The following is a 16,953-nucleotide window of genomic DNA, read 5'->3' as shown; positions in this document are numbered from 1 at the left end:
CCCCGAACCGGGGCGACCTGTCCACCTACGAAGGGATTTGCGTGTGAACCTCAGCACCCAGATTGCGATCGTCACCGGCGGCGGACGGGGAATCGGAAGACAGATAGCTCTCTCACTGGCCAGAGCCGGCGCCCGGGTGGCGGTCGTCGCCCGCAGCCGCGCCGATCTGGAGGAGACGGCGGAACTCGCGGGCGCCGACCGTGCCCGGATTCTCGTGGCCCCCGCCGACATGACCGACCCGGAGGCCGTCCGGGAGATGACCGGGCAGGTGCGCGGCCACTTCGGCCCGGTGACCCTGCTGGTCAACAACGCGGCCGTGTACACCCCCGGGGAGGGGCCGCTCTGGGAGGCCGATCTGGACGCCTGGTGGCGGCATTTCGAGACCAATGTGCGGGGGCCGCTGATCTGTGTCCGGGCCGTGCTGCCGTCGATGGTGGCCGCGGGCTCGGGCCGGATCATCAGCGTCGGCAGCGACAGCGGGCCGCTGGTGTTCCCGCTCTCCTCGTACAACTTCGCCAAGAACGCGCTGGTAAGGCTCACCGAGACACTGGATCTCGCGCTGGAGGAGGCGGGCACGGGTGTGCGGTCCTTCGTGGTCAGCCCCGGAGTCGTGCGCACCCGGATGACCGAGTCCTTCGCGGCCCGCCACCCGGACATGGAGTGGAACTCCCCCGACGAGTGCGGCCGGCTGGTGACCGCACTGGCCTCCGGCCGGTACGACGCGCTGCACGGCCGCTATCTCTCGATCCGGGACGATCTGGATCTGCTGCTCAAGCGGATCGACGAGATCCGGGACGGCGAACTGCTGGTCCAGCGGATGCGCGTGTACGGTCCCGACGGTACGGTCACCACCAACTGGGAGTGATGCGCCATGGGCGGCGGGACGAGTGAGACGGCCGGGCGGGCGGAGCGGAACGGCTCCGGGGCACGGCGGGACTCCTCCGTGGTCCGGAACGGCGGCGCGTCACGGCGGGACTCCTCGGTACCCCGGTACGACGAGGACGATCTCGGCCTGCTGGCCCATCGCTCCACCGTCGCCTTCATCCGGCGGGAGCTGGCCGCGCTGGGGCTGACCCAGCCGCAGTACTGGATCCTGCGCCATCTCTCCCCCGGCGATCCGGCCCCCGACGCGGCCGGCCTGACCGTCGCCGGTCTCACCGCGCTGATGCGGTCCTACACCGACGACGCCACCGATCCGGCGGCCGAGGCGGCGGCCCTGGTGGCGAACGGTCTGGTCGCCCGGGACGCCGCCGGGGCGCTCACCATCACCGGGGCGGGCGCCCTGGCACACCGGCGCGTCAAGGAACACGCGCCGCTCATCCGGGAGCGGATCCACGCGGGTGTCGACCCCGCCGAGTACGCCGTGATGGTGCGCGTACTGCGGCGCATCATCGCGAACACGGGCGGCGCCCCGGCCGGCGGGAGCTGACCGGGGCGCCTGTCCTCAGGTCGTGCGCACGGGTCAGCGCACGTCCACGTAATCGCTCGCCGAGGTCCCGGCGAGGGTGCCGTCACCGGCGAAGGAGTACCGCCAGGTGCCGTCGGCCACCGCCTTGACCGTGGTCCTCAGACCACCCTTGGCGTCGGTCCGCACCGTCTTCACGGTGGAGTGCACGGTGGAACCGGCCCTGGTGAAGAGGAGCTTCACCGGCCGGCCCGCGAGCGGGACGTTGATCACGCGCTCCCAGTCGTCCCGGAGCAGTGTTCCGGTGACGGTGATCGTCCGGCCCTTGACGACCGGTTCCGGCGCGGCGTCCACGAGGATCTCGGTGTTGTGCCGGATCCGGACCGCGCCGGCCGAGCGCAGGCTGGTCAGGCTCGTGCCGTCGTTCGCCTCGGCCCAGGCGGCGAGCCGCCAGGTTCCGGCGAGGCTGTTGCGTCCCAGGGAGTCCCGGAAGTCGCCGAAGCCGCGCTCGCTCTCGCAGATCGCCGAGGTGGCGCCGGTCCGGGAGCACTCCGCCGTCCCGAGGTCCAGGACGGCGGCCGGGTTGTCGTGGGACCCGCTGTAGAGGTACATACCGCCGGCGCGGATGCCGGACGGATCGGTGGCGGTGAACCGCGCGGTGAAGTCCTCGTGCCCGGTCACCTCGATCGGCCGGCCGTTGTTGACGACCGCCTTCGAGATCCGGGTGGCGCCGATCTGCTCGTCCCCGGCCGGCAGGGGCCCGGCGAAGGCCCGCTTCACCGTCTTGCGGACCGTGCCGCCCCCGGTGTTCTCCGCGGTCACCCGCAGCGACACGAAGGAGGCCGCGGCGGGGACGGTGAGGGTGGCCGCGCCCCGGGTCAGCGGCATGTCCACCCAGTCGGCGCCGTCGTTGATCGAGTACTCGATCCTCGACGTGGAGGCCGGGGCCGGATTCTCCCCGCGCGTGGCCGGGGCGGCGGAGACCGTCACCGGCCCGGTGCCCGCCCGGTTGTACGCGTCGAGCCCGCCCACCTTGATCGGGGCATCGATCAGCGGCAGCTCGGCCTCGAAGCCCACCCAGTCGGAGCTGAAGGTCCAGTCATTGCGCACCTCGGTGGAGAGCCGCGACTCGTGCACCCGGCGGACGGCGGTGTGTTCGAGGCGGTAGTCGGCCCGGGAGTCGGAGACCCGGGCGGTGATCGGTGCGGCGGCCTCATCGCCCGTGGCCTCGGCGATGAGATCGGCGCCCGAGCTCAGCCGGACGGTCTTGCGCGCCCGGTCGTCCCGGGCCGGGTTGCCGGCCGCGTCGCCGTGGGTGCCCGGCTCCCAGAGCAGGATCCTGCTGCCGAGGCGGACGCTGTGCCGCTCGGGGTCGCGGACCGGCTGGACGGGAGCGGCGCCGAGGATCTCCCCGGGGTTGGCACCGGCCCTGAGCGTGCGGTCGGGCAGCTCGGGCGCGGGGCCGTATCCGTATCCGAAGGAGCGGGCGAAGGACACCCCGGGCGTGGCGTACTGGGTGAACGCCCCCGCGACCGGGACCGGCGCGGCCGCGTAGCCGTTCATGGAGTTGCCGAGCCGGGGGGAGGACTGGAGCCATCCGGTGGTGCGGGCGCCCGGCGCGCGCACGGTGGTGACCGACTTGCCGAGCTTCGCGGTGACGGCCTTCACCAACGGGTTGGCGGGGACGGTGTCACGGAAGGTGTGGGTGAGGTCGTACCGGACCGGGCCGGGGAAGTTGAGCGAGGAGCCCTTCCGGGTGAGCACGTCATGGAGGTGGAGCGACACCCCCGGCACCGAGAAGGGGGTGACGTACACCTTCTCCGCGCCGCCGACGCTGTTCACCATGCTTCCGCCCCCGGTGATCCCGACGGATGTCTGATAGCGCGCGACGGAGCCGGTGTCCGCCCGGATCCCGGTCTCCCGGGCGGCCTTGCGGTCGAGCGTGACGGTGACGGCCTTCTTCGGCACGGTGAAGGGCTTCGCCAGCACATAGGTGCCGTCGCCATTGGTGTGGTTCATCGCCAGGGCGAAGTACTTGCCGGGCGAGAGCCGGAGGGTGGCCCTGGCGTCGGGGTTGCTGTTGTCGACCTCCAGGAACGACAAGCTCGTGCGTTCCCAGACGAAGAAGTTGGCGCTCCGGGCGCCCGGAATGACCAGCTTCACCGTCTGCGGCCCGGACGCCGCCCGCGCGCTCTTCGCACGGGCGGGCCGCAGCACCGTCGCCGCGCCGCCGGCGGCGGGCTGTACGGTGACGCCGCCCCCGGCGGAGGTGACGGTGTACCGCCCGGTGGAGGGACGCCCGTCACGGGTGACGCGTACGGCCCCGTCCACGAGCTCCGCCCGTTCGCCGTTCCCCAGCGCCACGCCGCGCTCACCGGGAGCCGGCCGCTTCTCCGCCGGAACCGGAGCCGGTGCCACGGGTGCCGCCGGTGTCGCCGTCGCCGTCCCCGGTACGAGCAGCACCGACGCGGCCAGCACCGCGGTGCTCGCACCGACGGCGCCGGCGGCTCTTCGGGACAGTCCTTCTCTGATCAGCGGCATGGGCCGCTCACCCCCCTTTGTCCAGGTGAGAACCCCTTCCGGTGTACAGGGCACGGAAGCGGGTCCGGCATCACTGTAGGCAACAGGGGCCGGCGCATGATCATCGGCCCGGGGGTGCATGCGGCCGTACCGGAACGCCCCGGACAGCGGGGTGCTGTCCGGGGCGTCCTTCCGGCCGCCGGGAGGGCCGTTCAGCGCTCGGAATCGGCGGCGAGATGCTTGATCTTCTCGAACGGATAGGCCCCCATGACGACCACGGCCATTCCGTAGAGCGCGAAGCCCACCAGCCCCCATGTGGATATCGCCTTGCCGCCGTCGCTCAGGATGACGACTCCCAGCGGAACCAGCGGCGCGAAGCTGAGAGCCGCGGCACCGCCGGCCCAGAAAGCCACCAGCGAATTGGCGCGCTTGCGCAGAGCGGGGTCGGCTTTCACCTCCGCGGGTACGTCGTACCCGACGGATCTGTCGCAGACCTCTCCTCTGTGTCCGACACGGGCGGCCAGGAGGCAGGCGACTCCGAGGAAAAAGAAACAACCGGAAATGAACAGGTATGCCATGGGCACCTCCGGGTCGCGCCGGGCGACCCTAGCGGATGTACTTGATAATGAAGGCGATGACCATGTTAACGGCCTTGTCCTTGACCCAGCCGGGCAGGATCTTCCAGGCCCAGCCGCCGATCTCGCCGCCGATGCAGCCGATGACGGCATTCCGCACATAGGTCTTCTTGCCCGAGGACTTGCCCGCCGCGATATCGCTGAGCACGGATGTGGGAATGCTGGCCAGGGCGCCCTTCGCGCACCATGCGGCGGCGCCGATGGCGACAGCGGCGATGGGGAAGGCCCGGGGCTGGACACGGCCGTCCCCGGCGCTCTGCCCGCTCATCGCCCCGGACATCTCGGCGAGGGCCCGCGGGCCCATTCCCTTCTCGATGAAGTCCCGCTGCTCGGCGGTCACGTGACGGAATTCCGCGGCACCCGGAACGGAATTCATCTCGCGCGCGGTCTCATCCGCCATGGCGGCGGGAGCGGCGGTGGCGAGCAGGGCGGCGCTGGTGACGGCGGCGACACCGGCAAGTGATATACGGCGGAGGGCAGTTCTGTGCACGGGGCTTCTCCCATTAATCGGCTGGCCATCTCCCGGTCACGGAGATGGCGACGCCCAGAACTTATCCAATCCCTACACACTTCGCAAAGGCGTTCGCCGCCGGACGGATCGCACCCGGCCGCCGCGGAATTACCGTGAATGACCGTCACCGTGTGCCCAGTTCTCCGAACTCGCCTGCCGGAAAGCTCTTTTGGCAGCCCGGATCCATTCCCGGAGCACCGGACGGCCGCGCGATTCGATGGGCATGAATTCAGCGGCGAGCGGGGCCGGTTCGTGATCGCGCCGTATTCGACTCATTCATCGCCGGCCGCCGGGCGCGCGGGCCGCCGCGGTTCTCACTCCGGTGTCACATCGATCTGATGCCTGACCGCCCACTGCCACAACTCCCCCACCGTGCGCACCGGCTCCCCCGGCAGATCCGGCACCCGGGCCCCGAGGTCGGGTGCGAGAAGGGGACGGGTGTCCGAGAGCACCGCGTGTTCGCGCTCGCGGTTGCCCCAGGCGGCGGTGGTGAACACATATTTCGTGCCCGCCTCCAGGGCGGGGTCCCCGGCCGGCACCGTGATGGTGACCGTCCCGGCGAGGCCGCCCTTGAAGACCCGTCCCACCCGGACCTCGTACAGCTCGGACGGTACGTGCGCGATGGTCCGCCGCCCGGTGTGCGCCGTCACCTCCGCGTGGAAGACGTCGTCCGCGCTGCCCGCGACCTCGCGCGGATCGTCCGGGTCGTAGAGGGTCAGGGCCTCGAAGGAGCCCGAGGGTGTCGTGAGCACGGCATGGGAGAGATAGCCGGAGACCCCCAGCACCACCGCGACGGCGGCGGCGAGCACGGCATGGCGCGGTCCGTTCATGTGTATCAGCCCCACAAGGCGCGGTAGTTGGAGCGGTCACGGGAGGCCGGCTTCCCGCTCGGGGGAATGTCGCGGACATTGGGGGCCAGGAGGGTGGCGTACCAGTCGGGCGACTTGTGGCAGAAGCCGAGTGCGTGCCCCAGCTCGTGCGCGGCGACCATGCGGCGCTTCTCCGGGGTCCCGAGCTTTCTCCCGCCCGCCAGATAGGCCCGGTTCATCCGGATGGAGTCGGTCCCGGGGAGCGGGGTCCAGGCCGCTCCGACGTCCTTCCACTGCCCCTTGGCGGTGTTCACGTCCGCCCACTCCAGATCGGCGATCCGGGAGGCGTCGTCGGCGGGCATCCGCACCTTGCCGAATCCGCTGCCGGTCCAGACCCGGACGGCGTGCCCGCGGGCGTCGTCGTACCGGGTCTCGTCCTCCCAGGCGATCTCGCCGTCGTCGACACTGGACCGCCCCCGGGAGTCCTTCTCCCCGTCCAGGCACTTCGCCGGGCTCGCGGCGGCGCGGGTGCCCAGCGCGTGGGCGGGGCCGGCCGTGCTGAAGGCGAGCGCGAGCGTGCAGGCGATGAGCAGTGACGGCCAGCAGCGGGAGTCCCCCGCCGGACAGGATCGCATCGACGCACCGGCCCCGAGGGCCGGGGCACAGGTCTGCCTCATGGACTCTTGATAGCGAGCCCCCGCCCGGCTGAGAACGGGAGAAGCGGGAGGTCACCCGCTCGCGCGCACAAGTCGTACCGGGGAATCGATTCACCGGAACCGCCCGCCTACCCTGTCCCGGTGAACGACACAGATCCCCGTATCAAGATCCTGCTCGCCGACGACGAGGCCATGCTCCGGGCCGGAGTGCGCGCCATTCTCGATTCCGAGGCCGATTTCGAGGTGGTCGCGGAGGCCGGTGACGGGCGGGAGGCCGTGGCGTCGGCCCTCGCGCACCGGCCCGATGTGGTGCTGCTGGACATACGGATGCCCCGGCTCGACGGACTCGCGGCGGCCGAGGAACTGCGGCGGGTGGTGCCGGAGGCCGGGATCGTCATGCTGACGACCTTCTCGGAGGACGAGTACATCGCGCGGGCGCTGGACTGCGGGGTCAGCGGGTTTCTGCTCAAGTCGGGGGATCCCCGGGATCTCATCGGCGGGGTGCGGGCCGTGGCCGCCGGGGCCGCTTTCCTCTCGCCCGAGGTGGCACGGCGGGTGATCGCGCAGTTCGGGGAGGGGCGGCTCACCCGGGCCGCCGAGGCGCGGCGGCGGCTCGCGCCGCTGACCGGGCGGGAGAGTGCGGTGGTCGCGCTGGTGGGGGCCGGGCTGTCGAACGCCGAGATCGCCGGGCGGCTCCATGTGGTGGAGGGGACCGTCAAGGCGCATGTGAGCGCGGTGCTGGCGCGGCTCGGGCTCAGGAATCGCGTCCAGCTGGCGATTCTGGCGCATGAGGCCGGGGTGGTGAGCGAGTAGCGGCCGGGCAGCGGCGCCCGGGGAATCCGGGACTTTCGTCGGGGGACCGCGCCCGGGGGCGTCGGGCAGAGTGATCGGATGCTGCGCAGAGAACGGGTCCGCGACACCCTGGCCGACATCGCCCTCTGGGGGGTGCTCAGCGCCTTTGTGGCGGCGACCGCCGACACCGGGTCCCGGCTCGCCGCCGGCGCCGGGATCGCGGTCGTCGCGGGGGCCGTCCTCATCGGGCGGCGGTGGCCGCTCGTCTCGCTGATCGCGGTCACCGTGCTCTGCGCGGCGGAGAATCCGCAGCTCCACTCGGCCGCGTACAGCGCCTCCATGCTGGCCTTCGGCTATCTCACCGGCCGGCGCTCCGCGCGGGCCCGGCCCGCGCTGATCACCTTCGGGGTGATGGCCGTTTCGGGGCCGCTGCTGCTGCTCGCCCCGGGGCGGGACATGTTCGATCTGCCCGAGCAGCTGACCGCGGTCTGCTTCACCGTCGTCGTGCCCTGGCTGCTGGGGCAGTACGTGCGCCAGTACGCCGAGCTCGTCCGCACCGGCTGGGAGCTGGCCGACCGGATGGAACGCGAGCAGCGGGCCGTGGCGGACCGGGAGCGGATACGGGAACGGTCGCGCATCGCGGGCGACATGCACGATTCGCTGGGGCACGATCTGGCGCTGATCGCCGTCCGGGCCGCCGCGCTGGAGGTGGACCGGAGCCTCCCCGAACGGCAGCGGGAGGCCGCCGGGGAGCTGCGGCGGTCGGCGGCGGACGCCACCGGGCGGCTGCGGGACATCGTCGGAGTGCTGCGTACGGACGGGGAGTCCGCACCGGTCGATCCGGTGGGCGGGACCGTGCGGGCTCTGGTGGAGCGGGCCCGGGAGTCGGGGCTGGCCGTGACCCTCGCCGAGGAGGGGGAGGAGAGCGGGGCGCTGCCGGAGATGACGGCGCTGGCGGTGCTGCGGGTGGTGCAGGAGTCACTGACCAATGCCGCCAAGCATGCGCCGGGGGCGGAGATATCCGTACGGGTGGGGCGGGCGGGCGGCCGGGTGACGGTGAGTGTCATGGACACCGGGGCGCCCGGGGCCGGGAGCGGGCTGGCGGGCGGCGGGAGCGGGCTGGTGGGGCTGGACGAGCGGGTGCGGCTGGCGGGCGGCACCCTCGGCCACGGGCCGCGCCCCGGCGGCGGGTTCGAGGTCGTCGCCCGGCTGCCGGCGGACACGGGTACCGGCCCCCGGACCCCGGTGGCCGGGCCGGTCACCACCTCCGCGCGCGAACTGACCCGGGCCCGCCGGCAGGTGCGGCGGAGGCTGGTGCGGGTGATCACGGTGCCCGTCGTCGTCACGGGCACCCTGGGGGTGACGCTGATCGGTCTCGAGCAGTACCGGCTCGCGCGGACCGTGCTGGAGCCGGGACGGTACGACTCGCTCAGGATCGGCGACACCCGGGCGGAGACGGAATCCCGGCTGCCCGAGGAGGAGGTGGACCGGGCCCCGTCGGGCGCGGGGCCGGAACCGGCGGGGGTGGACGCGTGCGTGTACTACCGGACGACCTGGCTCCGCCCGCTGCCCGCCTACCGGCTCTGTTACCGGGACGGGCGGCTGGCCGCCAAGGCGAAGGTGGTGGACGTGGACCGGGAGGAGGAGCGGAGCCGGGACCCGGGCGGCTCCCGGACGGCGCCCGCTCCGTTCGGGGGCGCGGCCGGGGCCGGTCACCGCGTCCCCGGGGCTCATCTCGGCGGTGTGTCCGGCGGCAGCGCCACCAGCCCCGGATCGGCGCTCGCGGCCAGCAGCGGGTGAGTGGGCAGCACCCGGACCGTATAGCCGAAGGGGCCGGTGCGGTCGAGGGCGAGCGGGCCCTCCCAGACCCGGCGGCCCTCCAGATCCGGCCCGCCGCCGACCGGTTTGAGCGGGGTGACCCGGGTGTCGGTGATGATGTCGTCCGGGCCGACCCGGCCGGCCACCGCCTGGACCTCCACATCGTCCGGGTGGAGTTCGCCGAGGGCGACCCTGACCCGGAGGGTGAGCGTCGCGCCCAGTTCCGCGGTGAGCTCGGCCGGGTCGCCGTGCTCGGCCGGCTCGACCGCGCCGCCGGTGGAGACGTGCTCGACCCGGACACCGGGCCACACCGCCCGCACCCTGCTCTTCCACTGGGCCACCTCACGGGCCCGCTCCGGGGTGAGCGCCCGGTGGGCGCGGGCCGCGGGGGCGTACAGCTCCTCCACGTACTCCCGGACCATCCGGCCCGCCAGCACCTTCGGGCCGAGGGTCGCCAGGGTGCGGCGGACCATCTCGATCCAGCGGGCGGGGAGTCCGCCCGCGCCGCGTTCGTAGAAGCGCGGCGCGACCCGGTTCTCGATCAGTTCATAGAGGGCGGACGCCTCCAGGTCGTCGCGCCGCTCCTCGCTCACGGCCGGTCCGTCGGCGGTGGGGATCGCCCAGCCGAAGTCGGGTTCGTACCACTCGTCCCACCAGCCGTCGAGTACGGAGAGATTGAGCCCGCCGTTGAGCGCGGCCTTCATGCCGCTGGTGCCGCACGCCTCCAGCGGGCGGAGCGGGTTGTTGAGCCAGACGTCGCAGCCGGGGTAGAGCTTCTGCGCCATCCGCATGCCGTAGTCGGGGAGGAAGACGATGCGGTGGCGCACCTCGGGATCGTCGGTGAACCGGACCAGCTCCTGGATCAGGCGCTTGCCGCTGTCGTCGGCCGGGTGGGCCTTGCCCGCCACCACGATCTGGATCGGGCGGGTGGGGTGGAGCAGCAGTTCGGTCAGGCGTTCGCGGTCACGGAGCATCAGGGTCAGCCGCTTGTAGGACGGGACCCGGCGGGCGAAGCCGATGGTGAGCACGGACGGATCGAGCACACCGTCCACCCAGCCGAGCTCGGCCGCCGCGGCGCCGCGCTCCCGCCAGGAGGCGCGCAGCCGCCGGCGCACCTCGGTCACCAGTTGTTCGCGCAGTTCGCGGCGGAGTTCCCAGAGTTCGGCGTCGGGGATGTCCACGACCGAGTTCCACAGCTCGGAGCCGCCGACGGTCAGCGCGTCCTCGGCCCGCCCCGCGCCGATCCGCCGGGCGCCGAGGCGGAAGACCTCGGGGGCGACCCAGGTCGGCGCGTGGACCCCGTTGGTGACGGAGGTGATCGGCACCTCGTCCGGGTCGAATCCCGGCCACAGGCCCGCGAACATGGAACGGCTCACCGCGCCGTGGAGGGTGGAGACGCCATTGGCGCGCTGGGCGAGTCGCAGGCCCATCACCGCCATGTTGAAGACCCCGGGGTCACCGGCGGGCCGGCTCTCGGCACCGAGCTGGAGGATCCGGTCGGCGGGCACGGTCGGGAGTTCGGCGCGCTCGCCGAAGTGGCGGGCGACCAGCTCCCGGTCGAAGCGGTCGATGCCGGCCGGGACGGGGGTGTGGGTGGTGAAGACCGTACCGGCCCGCACGGCCTCCAGCGCGGCGTCGAAGTCCAGCGGCTCCGGCCCGGTGCCGAGCTCCCGGACGCGTTCCAGTCCCAGGAATCCGGCGTGGCCCTCATTGGTGTGGAACACCTCGGGCGCGGGGTGGCCGGTGAGCCGGCAGTACGCGCGCACCGCCCGCACTCCGCCGATGCCCAGCAGCATCTCCTGGAGCAGCCGGTGCTCGCTGCCGCCGCCGTAGAGCCGGTCGGTCACCTCGCGCTCGCCCGGCTCGTTCTCCTCGACATCCGAGTCGAGCATCAGCAGCGGTACGCGGCCGACCTGCGCGATCCGGACCTGGGCGTGCAGCGAGCGGCCGGCGGGGAGGGCGAGGGTGACCCGGGCGGGGGTGCCGTCCGGCTCCCGCAGCAGCGTGAGGGGCAGCTCATGGGGGTCGAGCAGCGGATAGTGCTCCAGCTGCCAGCCCTCCGGGGAGAGGGACTGGCGGAAGTAGCCGTGGCGGTAGAGCAGTCCCACCCCGATCAGCGGTACGCCGAGATCGCTCGCCGCCTTGAGATGGTCGCCGGCCAGAATGCCGAGGCCGCCGGAGTACTGCGGCAGTGCCGCGGTGACCCCGAACTCGGGCGAGAAGTAGGCGATGGCCGACGGGAAGGCGGTGTCGTCGGGGCTCACCGGCGGGCCGGAATCCGCCGTGCGCTGCTCCGCGCACCGGTTCTGGTACCACCTGCGGCCGTGCAGATAGTCGTCCAGATCATCGGCGGCGGCGGTCAGCCTGCGCAGAAAGCGCCGGTCCCCGGCCAGCTCGGTGAGGCGCGCGGCCGAGACGGAGCCGAGCAGCCGTACGGGGTCGCCGCCCGCCGCCCGCCATCCGCCGGGGTCGACGGAGTGGAACAGGTCGCGGGTCTCGGTATGCCACGACCAGCGCAGATTGCCGGCCAGCTCCTGGAGCGGGCGCAGGGGTTCGGGGAGGACGGGGCGGACGGTGAATCGACGAATGGCCTTCACGGGTCCCACCTTCGCAGGGGAGGTACGCATCCGAGGGGACGCACGACGGTGTGCGTCCCTCCGTCACCCGACGACGGTAGTGGCCGCTCCCCCGCCCGGGGCATGGCGCGCGTCCCGGGCGGAACGGCTCCGGGGGCCGGGCGCGGCCCTGCCCGCCGCGTTCACCTGCGGATTTCCGGGCCGGCCGGGAGCGGATCGGCCCGCTCGGGCGGCACCCTGGCCGGGCGCGTCCGGACCAGTGGGGTGCCGGGCGTGTCGCGGGGGCGGGGCGGGGGCCGGCCGGACTCCGGCATGCCGCCATCGTCTCCGGTTGATCGGAATGAGCCGACTGGGTGATCCTTGGCCTGCCATTGTTATCAGGCAGCAAACACTCTCCACCGAAAGGCTCTTCGGACTGATGGCCGATCACATACCGCTGTACTTAACCTCTCTGCGCGAAGTCGCCGCCGGGGACGAGCCCAGCTGGGGCTGACTGTCTCTCAGGCATAGCAGAGGTGAACGAAGGGTGCGGACCCCGGCGCGGGCGGTGAGCGCCGCCGGGGCCCGCCCCGCCGCCGGGCGCGGGGGCCCGGGAGCGTTGGGCCCGGCCGGCGTCCTCGGCGGCCATCGCGTCCCGGCGAGACCCGCCGGCATCCGGACCCGGCCCCGCCCAGCGCGCCGCGCCTCGGGCCTCGGGCCTCGGGCCTCGGGCGGGAAGAAACCCTGACGACCCCGGCCCCGCAACCGCGCCCCGCGCGTCGGGCGGGAAGCGCCCCCGGGCTCGGCCCGGCCGGCCGGCGCGCGGCCCGTGGGCCACCACACCGCACCCCGGCGCGAACCCGCCCCCACGAGTGTCCGCCCCCAGGTACGGGGGAAGACGCGGCCGGGGCCCGCATCCGGTCAACCCCCGCCCCTCGCGGGCGGCCTCGCGGCCGGTACGGCAGCCCGGGCGCACGGGTCGGGCCGACCCGTCCCCTCGCGGGCGGCCTCGCGGCCCCTACGGGAGCCGGCACCCCGGGCGTCCGAACCCGCACGACCCGCCCCCCGGGGCGGCCTCGCGGCCGGGCGGGTGAACGCGGGCCGGAGCGTCCACGCCCCGAGCCCGTCAGTCGGCGATCAAGCGGTTACAAATAGCAGTAATCAGAACAAAAGGTGCCATCGCATACAAAAATGTACCTCCTTCTCGATCCCGTCCCTGCCCGAACAGCCCTCAGGTGAGCCCATGATCGGTCGTATCCCCGTCCTGGACGTCCGCCCTCAAGTCGACTGCGGGAGACGGCCGGCCAAAGCCGTCGTCGGCGAATCCTTCGAGGTCAGCGCCACGGTCTTCCGTGAAGGGCACGGCGCCGTCGCCGCCAACGCGGTGCTGCGCGACCCCTCCGGACGCCCCGGCCCCTGGCTCCCCATGCGGGAGATCGCCCCCGGAACCGACCGGTGGGGCACCGAGGTCACGCCGGACACCGAGGGTCGGTGGAGTTACGCCGTGGAGGCGTGGAGCGACCCCGTCACCACCTGGCTGCGCACGGCCAGGATCAAGATTCCGGCCGGAATCGACACCGCGCTGGTCCTGGAGGAGGGCGCGGAGCTGTACGAGCGGGCCGCCGCCGGGGTGCCCAAGAGCGATGGGCGGGAGGCGGTGCTCACCGCCGTGGACGGGCTGCGGGACCGGACCCGGCCGCCCGCCGCCCGGCTGGCCGCCGCCCTCGCCCCGGACGCCGCCGAGGCCCTCGGGCGTCATCCGCTGCGCGAACTGGTCACCCTCTCCCGGCCCCTGCCGCTGCTGGTGGAGCGGCGCCGGGCGCTGTACGGCTCCTGGTACGAGATGTTCCCCCGCTCGGAGGGTGCCCGGGTGCCGGAGCGGGCCGCCGGGAGCCGGGCCCGGGGCAGAGGTGTCAAAGGGGGCCGGCGGCCGGCCCCGCCCAGGTCCGGCACGTTCCGGACCGCCGCCGAGCGGCTGCCCGCCATCGCCGCGATGGGGTTCGATGTCGTCTATCTGCCGCCCGTGCATCCCATCGGCACCACCTTCCGCAAGGGTCCCGACAACTCCCTCTCCCCCGGCCCGCACGATGTCGGTGTGCCCTGGGCGATCGGCTCGGCGGACGGCGGGCACGACGCGGTCCATCCCGATCTCGGCACCCTCGCCGACTTCGACCACTTCCTGCGGACCGCCCGCGATCTGCGGATGGAGATCGCACTCGATTTCGCACTCCAGTGCTCCCCGGACCACCCCTGGGTGACCGAACACCCCGAGTGGTTCCGCCGGCGGGCCGACGGGACGATCGCGTACGCCGAGAACCCGCCCAAGAAGTACCAGGACATCTACCCGGTCGACTTCGACACGGACATGCCGGGGCTGGTCCGGGAGACCCTGCGGGTGCTGCGGTTCTGGATGGACCGGGGGGTGCGGATCTTCCGGGTCGACAATCCGCACACCAAGCCGGTGGTCTTCTGGGAGACGGTGCTGGCGGACATCGCCCGCACCGACCCCGATGTGATCTTCCTGGCCGAGGCGTTCACCCGGCCGGCGATGATGCGCGCCCTGGCGGCCGCCGGCTTCCAGCAGTCGTACACCTACTTCACCTGGCGCACCGCCAAACACGAGGTGACGGAGTATCTGACCGAGCTCGCCGGGGAGACGGCCGCGTACATGCGTCCGAATCTCTTTGTGAACACCCCCGACATCCTCCCCGCCCATCTCCAGCACGGCGGCCGGCCGGCCTTCGAGGCGCGGGCCGTGCTGGCGGCCACGCTCTCGCCGAGCTGGGGGATGTACGCCGGGTTCGAGCTCTGCGAGAACACCCCGCTCCGGGAGGGCGGCGAGGAGTATCTGCACTCGGAGAAGTACGAGCTGCGCCCGCGCGACTGGGAGGCCGCCGAGCGCTCCGGGCGGTCGATCGCGCCCCTGATCACCGCGCTCAACCGGATCAGGCGCCGCCACCCGGCCCTGCAACAGCTGCGGAACCTCCACTTCCATCACACCGACAACGACGCGGTCATCGCGTACTCGAAGCAGTCGGTGTCGAACACCGGCACCGACACGGTCATCGTCGTCGTCAACCTCGACCCCCACCACACCCAGGAGGCCACGGTCTCGTTGGACATGCCGCGACTCGGCCTCGCATGGCACGAGTCCGCGCCGGTGCGCGACGAGCTCTCCGGCGACACCTATCACTGGGGCAGATCCGCCTATGTGCGCCTGGAGCCGGGCCATGCGCCCGCGCACATCGCGGTTCTGCGACCGTCCCCGCCGATCGGAGGGTCACCCACATCATGATCGTCAATGAGCCCGTCCACGACTTGTTCGAGGACACTCCCGCCAAGGACCGCGATCCCGACTGGTTCAAGCGGGCGGTCTTCTACGAAGTCCTCGTGCGGTCCTTCCAGGACAGCAACGGAGACGGCGTCGGAGACCTCAGGGGCATCACCGCCAAGCTGGACTACCTCCAATGGCTGGGGGTGGACTGCCTCTGGCTCCCGCCGTTCTTCAAATCGCCGCTCAGGGACGGCGGTTACGACGTCTCCGACTACACCTCGGTACTCCCGGAATTCGGCGATCTCGCCGACTTCGTGGAGTTCGTGGACGCCGCCCATCAGCGCGGCATGCGCGTCATCATCGATTTCGTCATGAACCACACAAGCGATCAGCACGAGTGGTTCCAGCAGTCCCGCAGCAATCCCGACGGGCCGTACGGGGAGTACTACGTCTGGGCCGACGACGACAAGCAGTACCGGGACGCCCGGGTCATCTTCGTCGACACCGAGTCGTCGAACTGGACCTTCGACCCGGTGCGCAAGCAGTACTTCTGGCACCGCTTCTTCTCCCACCAGCCGGATCTCAACTACGAGAACCCGGCGGTGCAGGAGGAGATCGTCTCCGCCCTGCGGTTCTGGCTCGACCTGGGCATCGACGGCTTCCGGCTGGACGCCGTCCCCTATCTGTACCAGCGCGAGGGAACCAACTGCGAAAACCTTCCCGCAACCCACACCTTCCTCAAACGGGTCCGCGAGGAGATCGACGCGCACTACCCCGACACCGTCCTGCTCGCCGAGGCCAACCAGTGGCCGGAGGATGTCGTCGACTACTTCGGCGACTACGCCAAGGGCGGCGACGAATGCCACATGGCCTTCCATTTCCCGGTGATGCCGAGGATTTTCATGGCGGTGCGCCGTGAGTCCCGCTATCCGGTCTCGGAAATCCTCGCCAAGACCCCGGCGATCCCCGAGAACTGCCAGTGGGGCATCTTCCTGCGCAACCACGACGAGCTGACCCTCGAAATGGTCACGGACGAAGAGCGCGACTACATGTACGCGGAGTACGCCAAGGACCCGCGCATGCGGGCCAATATCGGCATCCGCCGCCGGCTCGCGCCGCTGCTGGACAACGACCGCAATCAGATCGAGCTCTTCACCGCGCTGCTGCTGTCGCTGCCCGGGTCACCGATCCTCTACTACGGCGACGAGATCGGGATGGGGGACAACATCTGGCTGGGCGACCGGGACGGGGTGCGCACCCCCATGCAGTGGACCCCCGACCGGAACGCGGGATTCTCCTCCTGTGACCCCGGGCGGCTCTATCTGCCGACCATCATGGATCCGGTCCACGGCTACCAGGTCACCAATGTGGAGGCGTCGATGAGCAATCCCTCGTCGCTGCTGCACTGGACCCGGCGGATGATCGAGATCCGCAAGCAGAACCCGGCCTTCGGGCTCGGCTCGTACACCGAGCTGCCCTCGTCCAACCCGGCGGTGCTGGCCTTCACCCGGGAGTACGGGGACGACCTGGTGATGTGTGTGCACAACTTCTCGCGGTTCGCCCAGCCGACCGAGCTGGATCTGCGGGAGTTCGGCGGGCGCCGGCCGGTGGAGCTGATCGGCGGGGTGCGCTTCCCGCCGATCGGGCAGTGGCCCTATCTGCTGACCCTGGCCGGGCACGGCTTCTACTGGTTCCGCCTCCGCAAGGACGCGCGGGAGCTGCCCGGGGCCCGGGAGGAGGACCGGTCCCAGGAGCTCACCGACCCGGGCCGGGAGAGGAGCGGCGCGCCGGCGGCCGTCGGCGTCTGACCCCCGGCACCCGGCCGCGGCCGGGCCGCCCCGGCCCCCCGGCCGGCCGGTGCGGAACCGGCCGGCCGGTGCACAACGGACCGGCCGCCCCGCCCCGGCACCCCGGGCCCGTACCCCCGCGGGCCCGGCACCGTGCTGCCGCGAGAGCCCCCCGCGGGGCGGCTCCGGCC

At 72.3% G+C, this 16,953-nt stretch carries 12 protein-coding genes; 6 read left to right on the top strand and 6 right to left on the bottom strand.

Annotated elements, in window-relative coordinates:
* The first annotated feature begins 43 nt into the window (after window positions 1–43).
* Together AAFN69_RS22330 and AAFN69_RS22325 are read left to right on the top strand one after the other, a co-directional pair.
* Window positions 44–865 carry an SDR family oxidoreductase gene (locus tag AAFN69_RS22330; protein WP_347730427.1) on the top strand — a complete coding sequence of 274 codons (822 nt, stop codon included), beginning with the start codon at window positions 44–46 and terminating at the stop codon, window positions 863–865.
* Window positions 866–871: 6 nt separating this feature from the next.
* A complete protein-coding gene (locus AAFN69_RS22325) occupies window positions 872–1,429 on the top strand; it encodes a MarR family transcriptional regulator (RefSeq protein WP_347730426.1) in 558 nt (185 codons plus the stop codon).
* A gap of 33 nt (window positions 1,430–1,462) precedes the next feature.
* Here AAFN69_RS22325 and AAFN69_RS22320 read toward each other — a convergent pair whose 3' ends face one another.
* From AAFN69_RS22320 to AAFN69_RS22300, 5 genes are all read right to left on the bottom strand, one after another.
* Window positions 1,463–3,946, bottom strand: coding sequence for a hypothetical protein (locus AAFN69_RS22320; RefSeq protein WP_347730425.1), 2,484 nt, complete (start codon window positions 3,944–3,946; stop codon window positions 1,463–1,465).
* A gap of 191 nt (window positions 3,947–4,137) precedes the next feature.
* The gene (locus tag AAFN69_RS22315; protein ID WP_347730424.1) at window positions 4,138–4,503 is read right to left on the bottom strand and encodes a hypothetical protein; all 366 of its coding nucleotides are present in this window, start codon (window positions 4,501–4,503) and stop codon (window positions 4,138–4,140) included.
* Between the two features lie 28 nt (window positions 4,504–4,531).
* Complete coding sequence (locus AAFN69_RS22310; protein WP_347730423.1) at window positions 4,532–5,050, bottom strand: hypothetical protein; 519 nt, start codon at window positions 5,048–5,050, stop codon at window positions 4,532–4,534.
* 335 nt (window positions 5,051–5,385) lie between these two features.
* Window positions 5,386–5,901, bottom strand: coding sequence for a hypothetical protein (locus AAFN69_RS22305; RefSeq protein ID WP_347730422.1), 516 nt, complete (start codon window positions 5,899–5,901; stop codon window positions 5,386–5,388).
* A 5-nt stretch (window positions 5,902–5,906) separates the two neighbouring features.
* Window positions 5,907–6,557, bottom strand: coding sequence for a hypothetical protein (locus tag AAFN69_RS22300; RefSeq protein ID WP_347730421.1), 651 nt, complete (start codon window positions 6,555–6,557; stop codon window positions 5,907–5,909).
* A gap of 120 nt (window positions 6,558–6,677) precedes the next feature.
* Here AAFN69_RS22300 and AAFN69_RS22295 point away from each other — a divergent pair, with 120 nt between their 5' ends.
* Together AAFN69_RS22295 and AAFN69_RS22290 are read left to right on the top strand one after the other, a co-directional pair.
* Complete coding sequence (locus AAFN69_RS22295; protein WP_347730420.1) at window positions 6,678–7,349, top strand: response regulator transcription factor; 672 nt, start codon at window positions 6,678–6,680, stop codon at window positions 7,347–7,349.
* A gap of 78 nt (window positions 7,350–7,427) precedes the next feature.
* Window positions 7,428–9,128: a histidine kinase gene (locus AAFN69_RS22290; RefSeq protein WP_347730419.1), complete on the top strand. Its 1,701-nt coding sequence runs from the start codon at window positions 7,428–7,430 to the stop codon at window positions 9,126–9,128.
* On the opposite strand, the gene glgP is transcribed toward AAFN69_RS22290, so the two are convergent.
* A complete protein-coding gene (glgP, locus tag AAFN69_RS22285; RefSeq protein WP_347730418.1) occupies window positions 9,059–11,743 on the bottom strand; it encodes an alpha-glucan family phosphorylase in 2,685 nt (894 codons plus the stop codon). The genes AAFN69_RS22290 and glgP overlap by 70 nt on opposite strands.
* A gap of 1,201 nt (window positions 11,744–12,944) precedes the next feature.
* Between glgP and AAFN69_RS22280 the strand changes: the two genes are divergently transcribed.
* On the top strand, window positions 12,945–14,996 hold the full coding sequence (locus AAFN69_RS22280) for an alpha-1,4-glucan--maltose-1-phosphate maltosyltransferase (protein ID WP_347730417.1): 2,052 nt from the start codon (window positions 12,945–12,947) through the stop codon (window positions 14,994–14,996).
* Window positions 14,993–16,783 (top strand): maltose alpha-D-glucosyltransferase, encoded by a 1,791-nt coding sequence (gene treS, locus AAFN69_RS22275; protein ID WP_347730416.1) that lies wholly within the window; start codon window positions 14,993–14,995, stop codon window positions 16,781–16,783. The genes AAFN69_RS22280 and treS overlap by 4 nt, the downstream gene beginning before the upstream one ends.
* The last annotated feature ends 170 nt before the right edge of the window (window positions 16,784–16,953 follow it).

This window comes from Streptomyces sp. CAU 1734, assembly GCF_039888735.1.
Lineage (GTDB): Bacteria > Actinomycetota > Actinomycetes > Streptomycetales > Streptomycetaceae > Streptomyces.
This window is presented reverse-complemented; position numbering and strand designations above follow the sequence as displayed.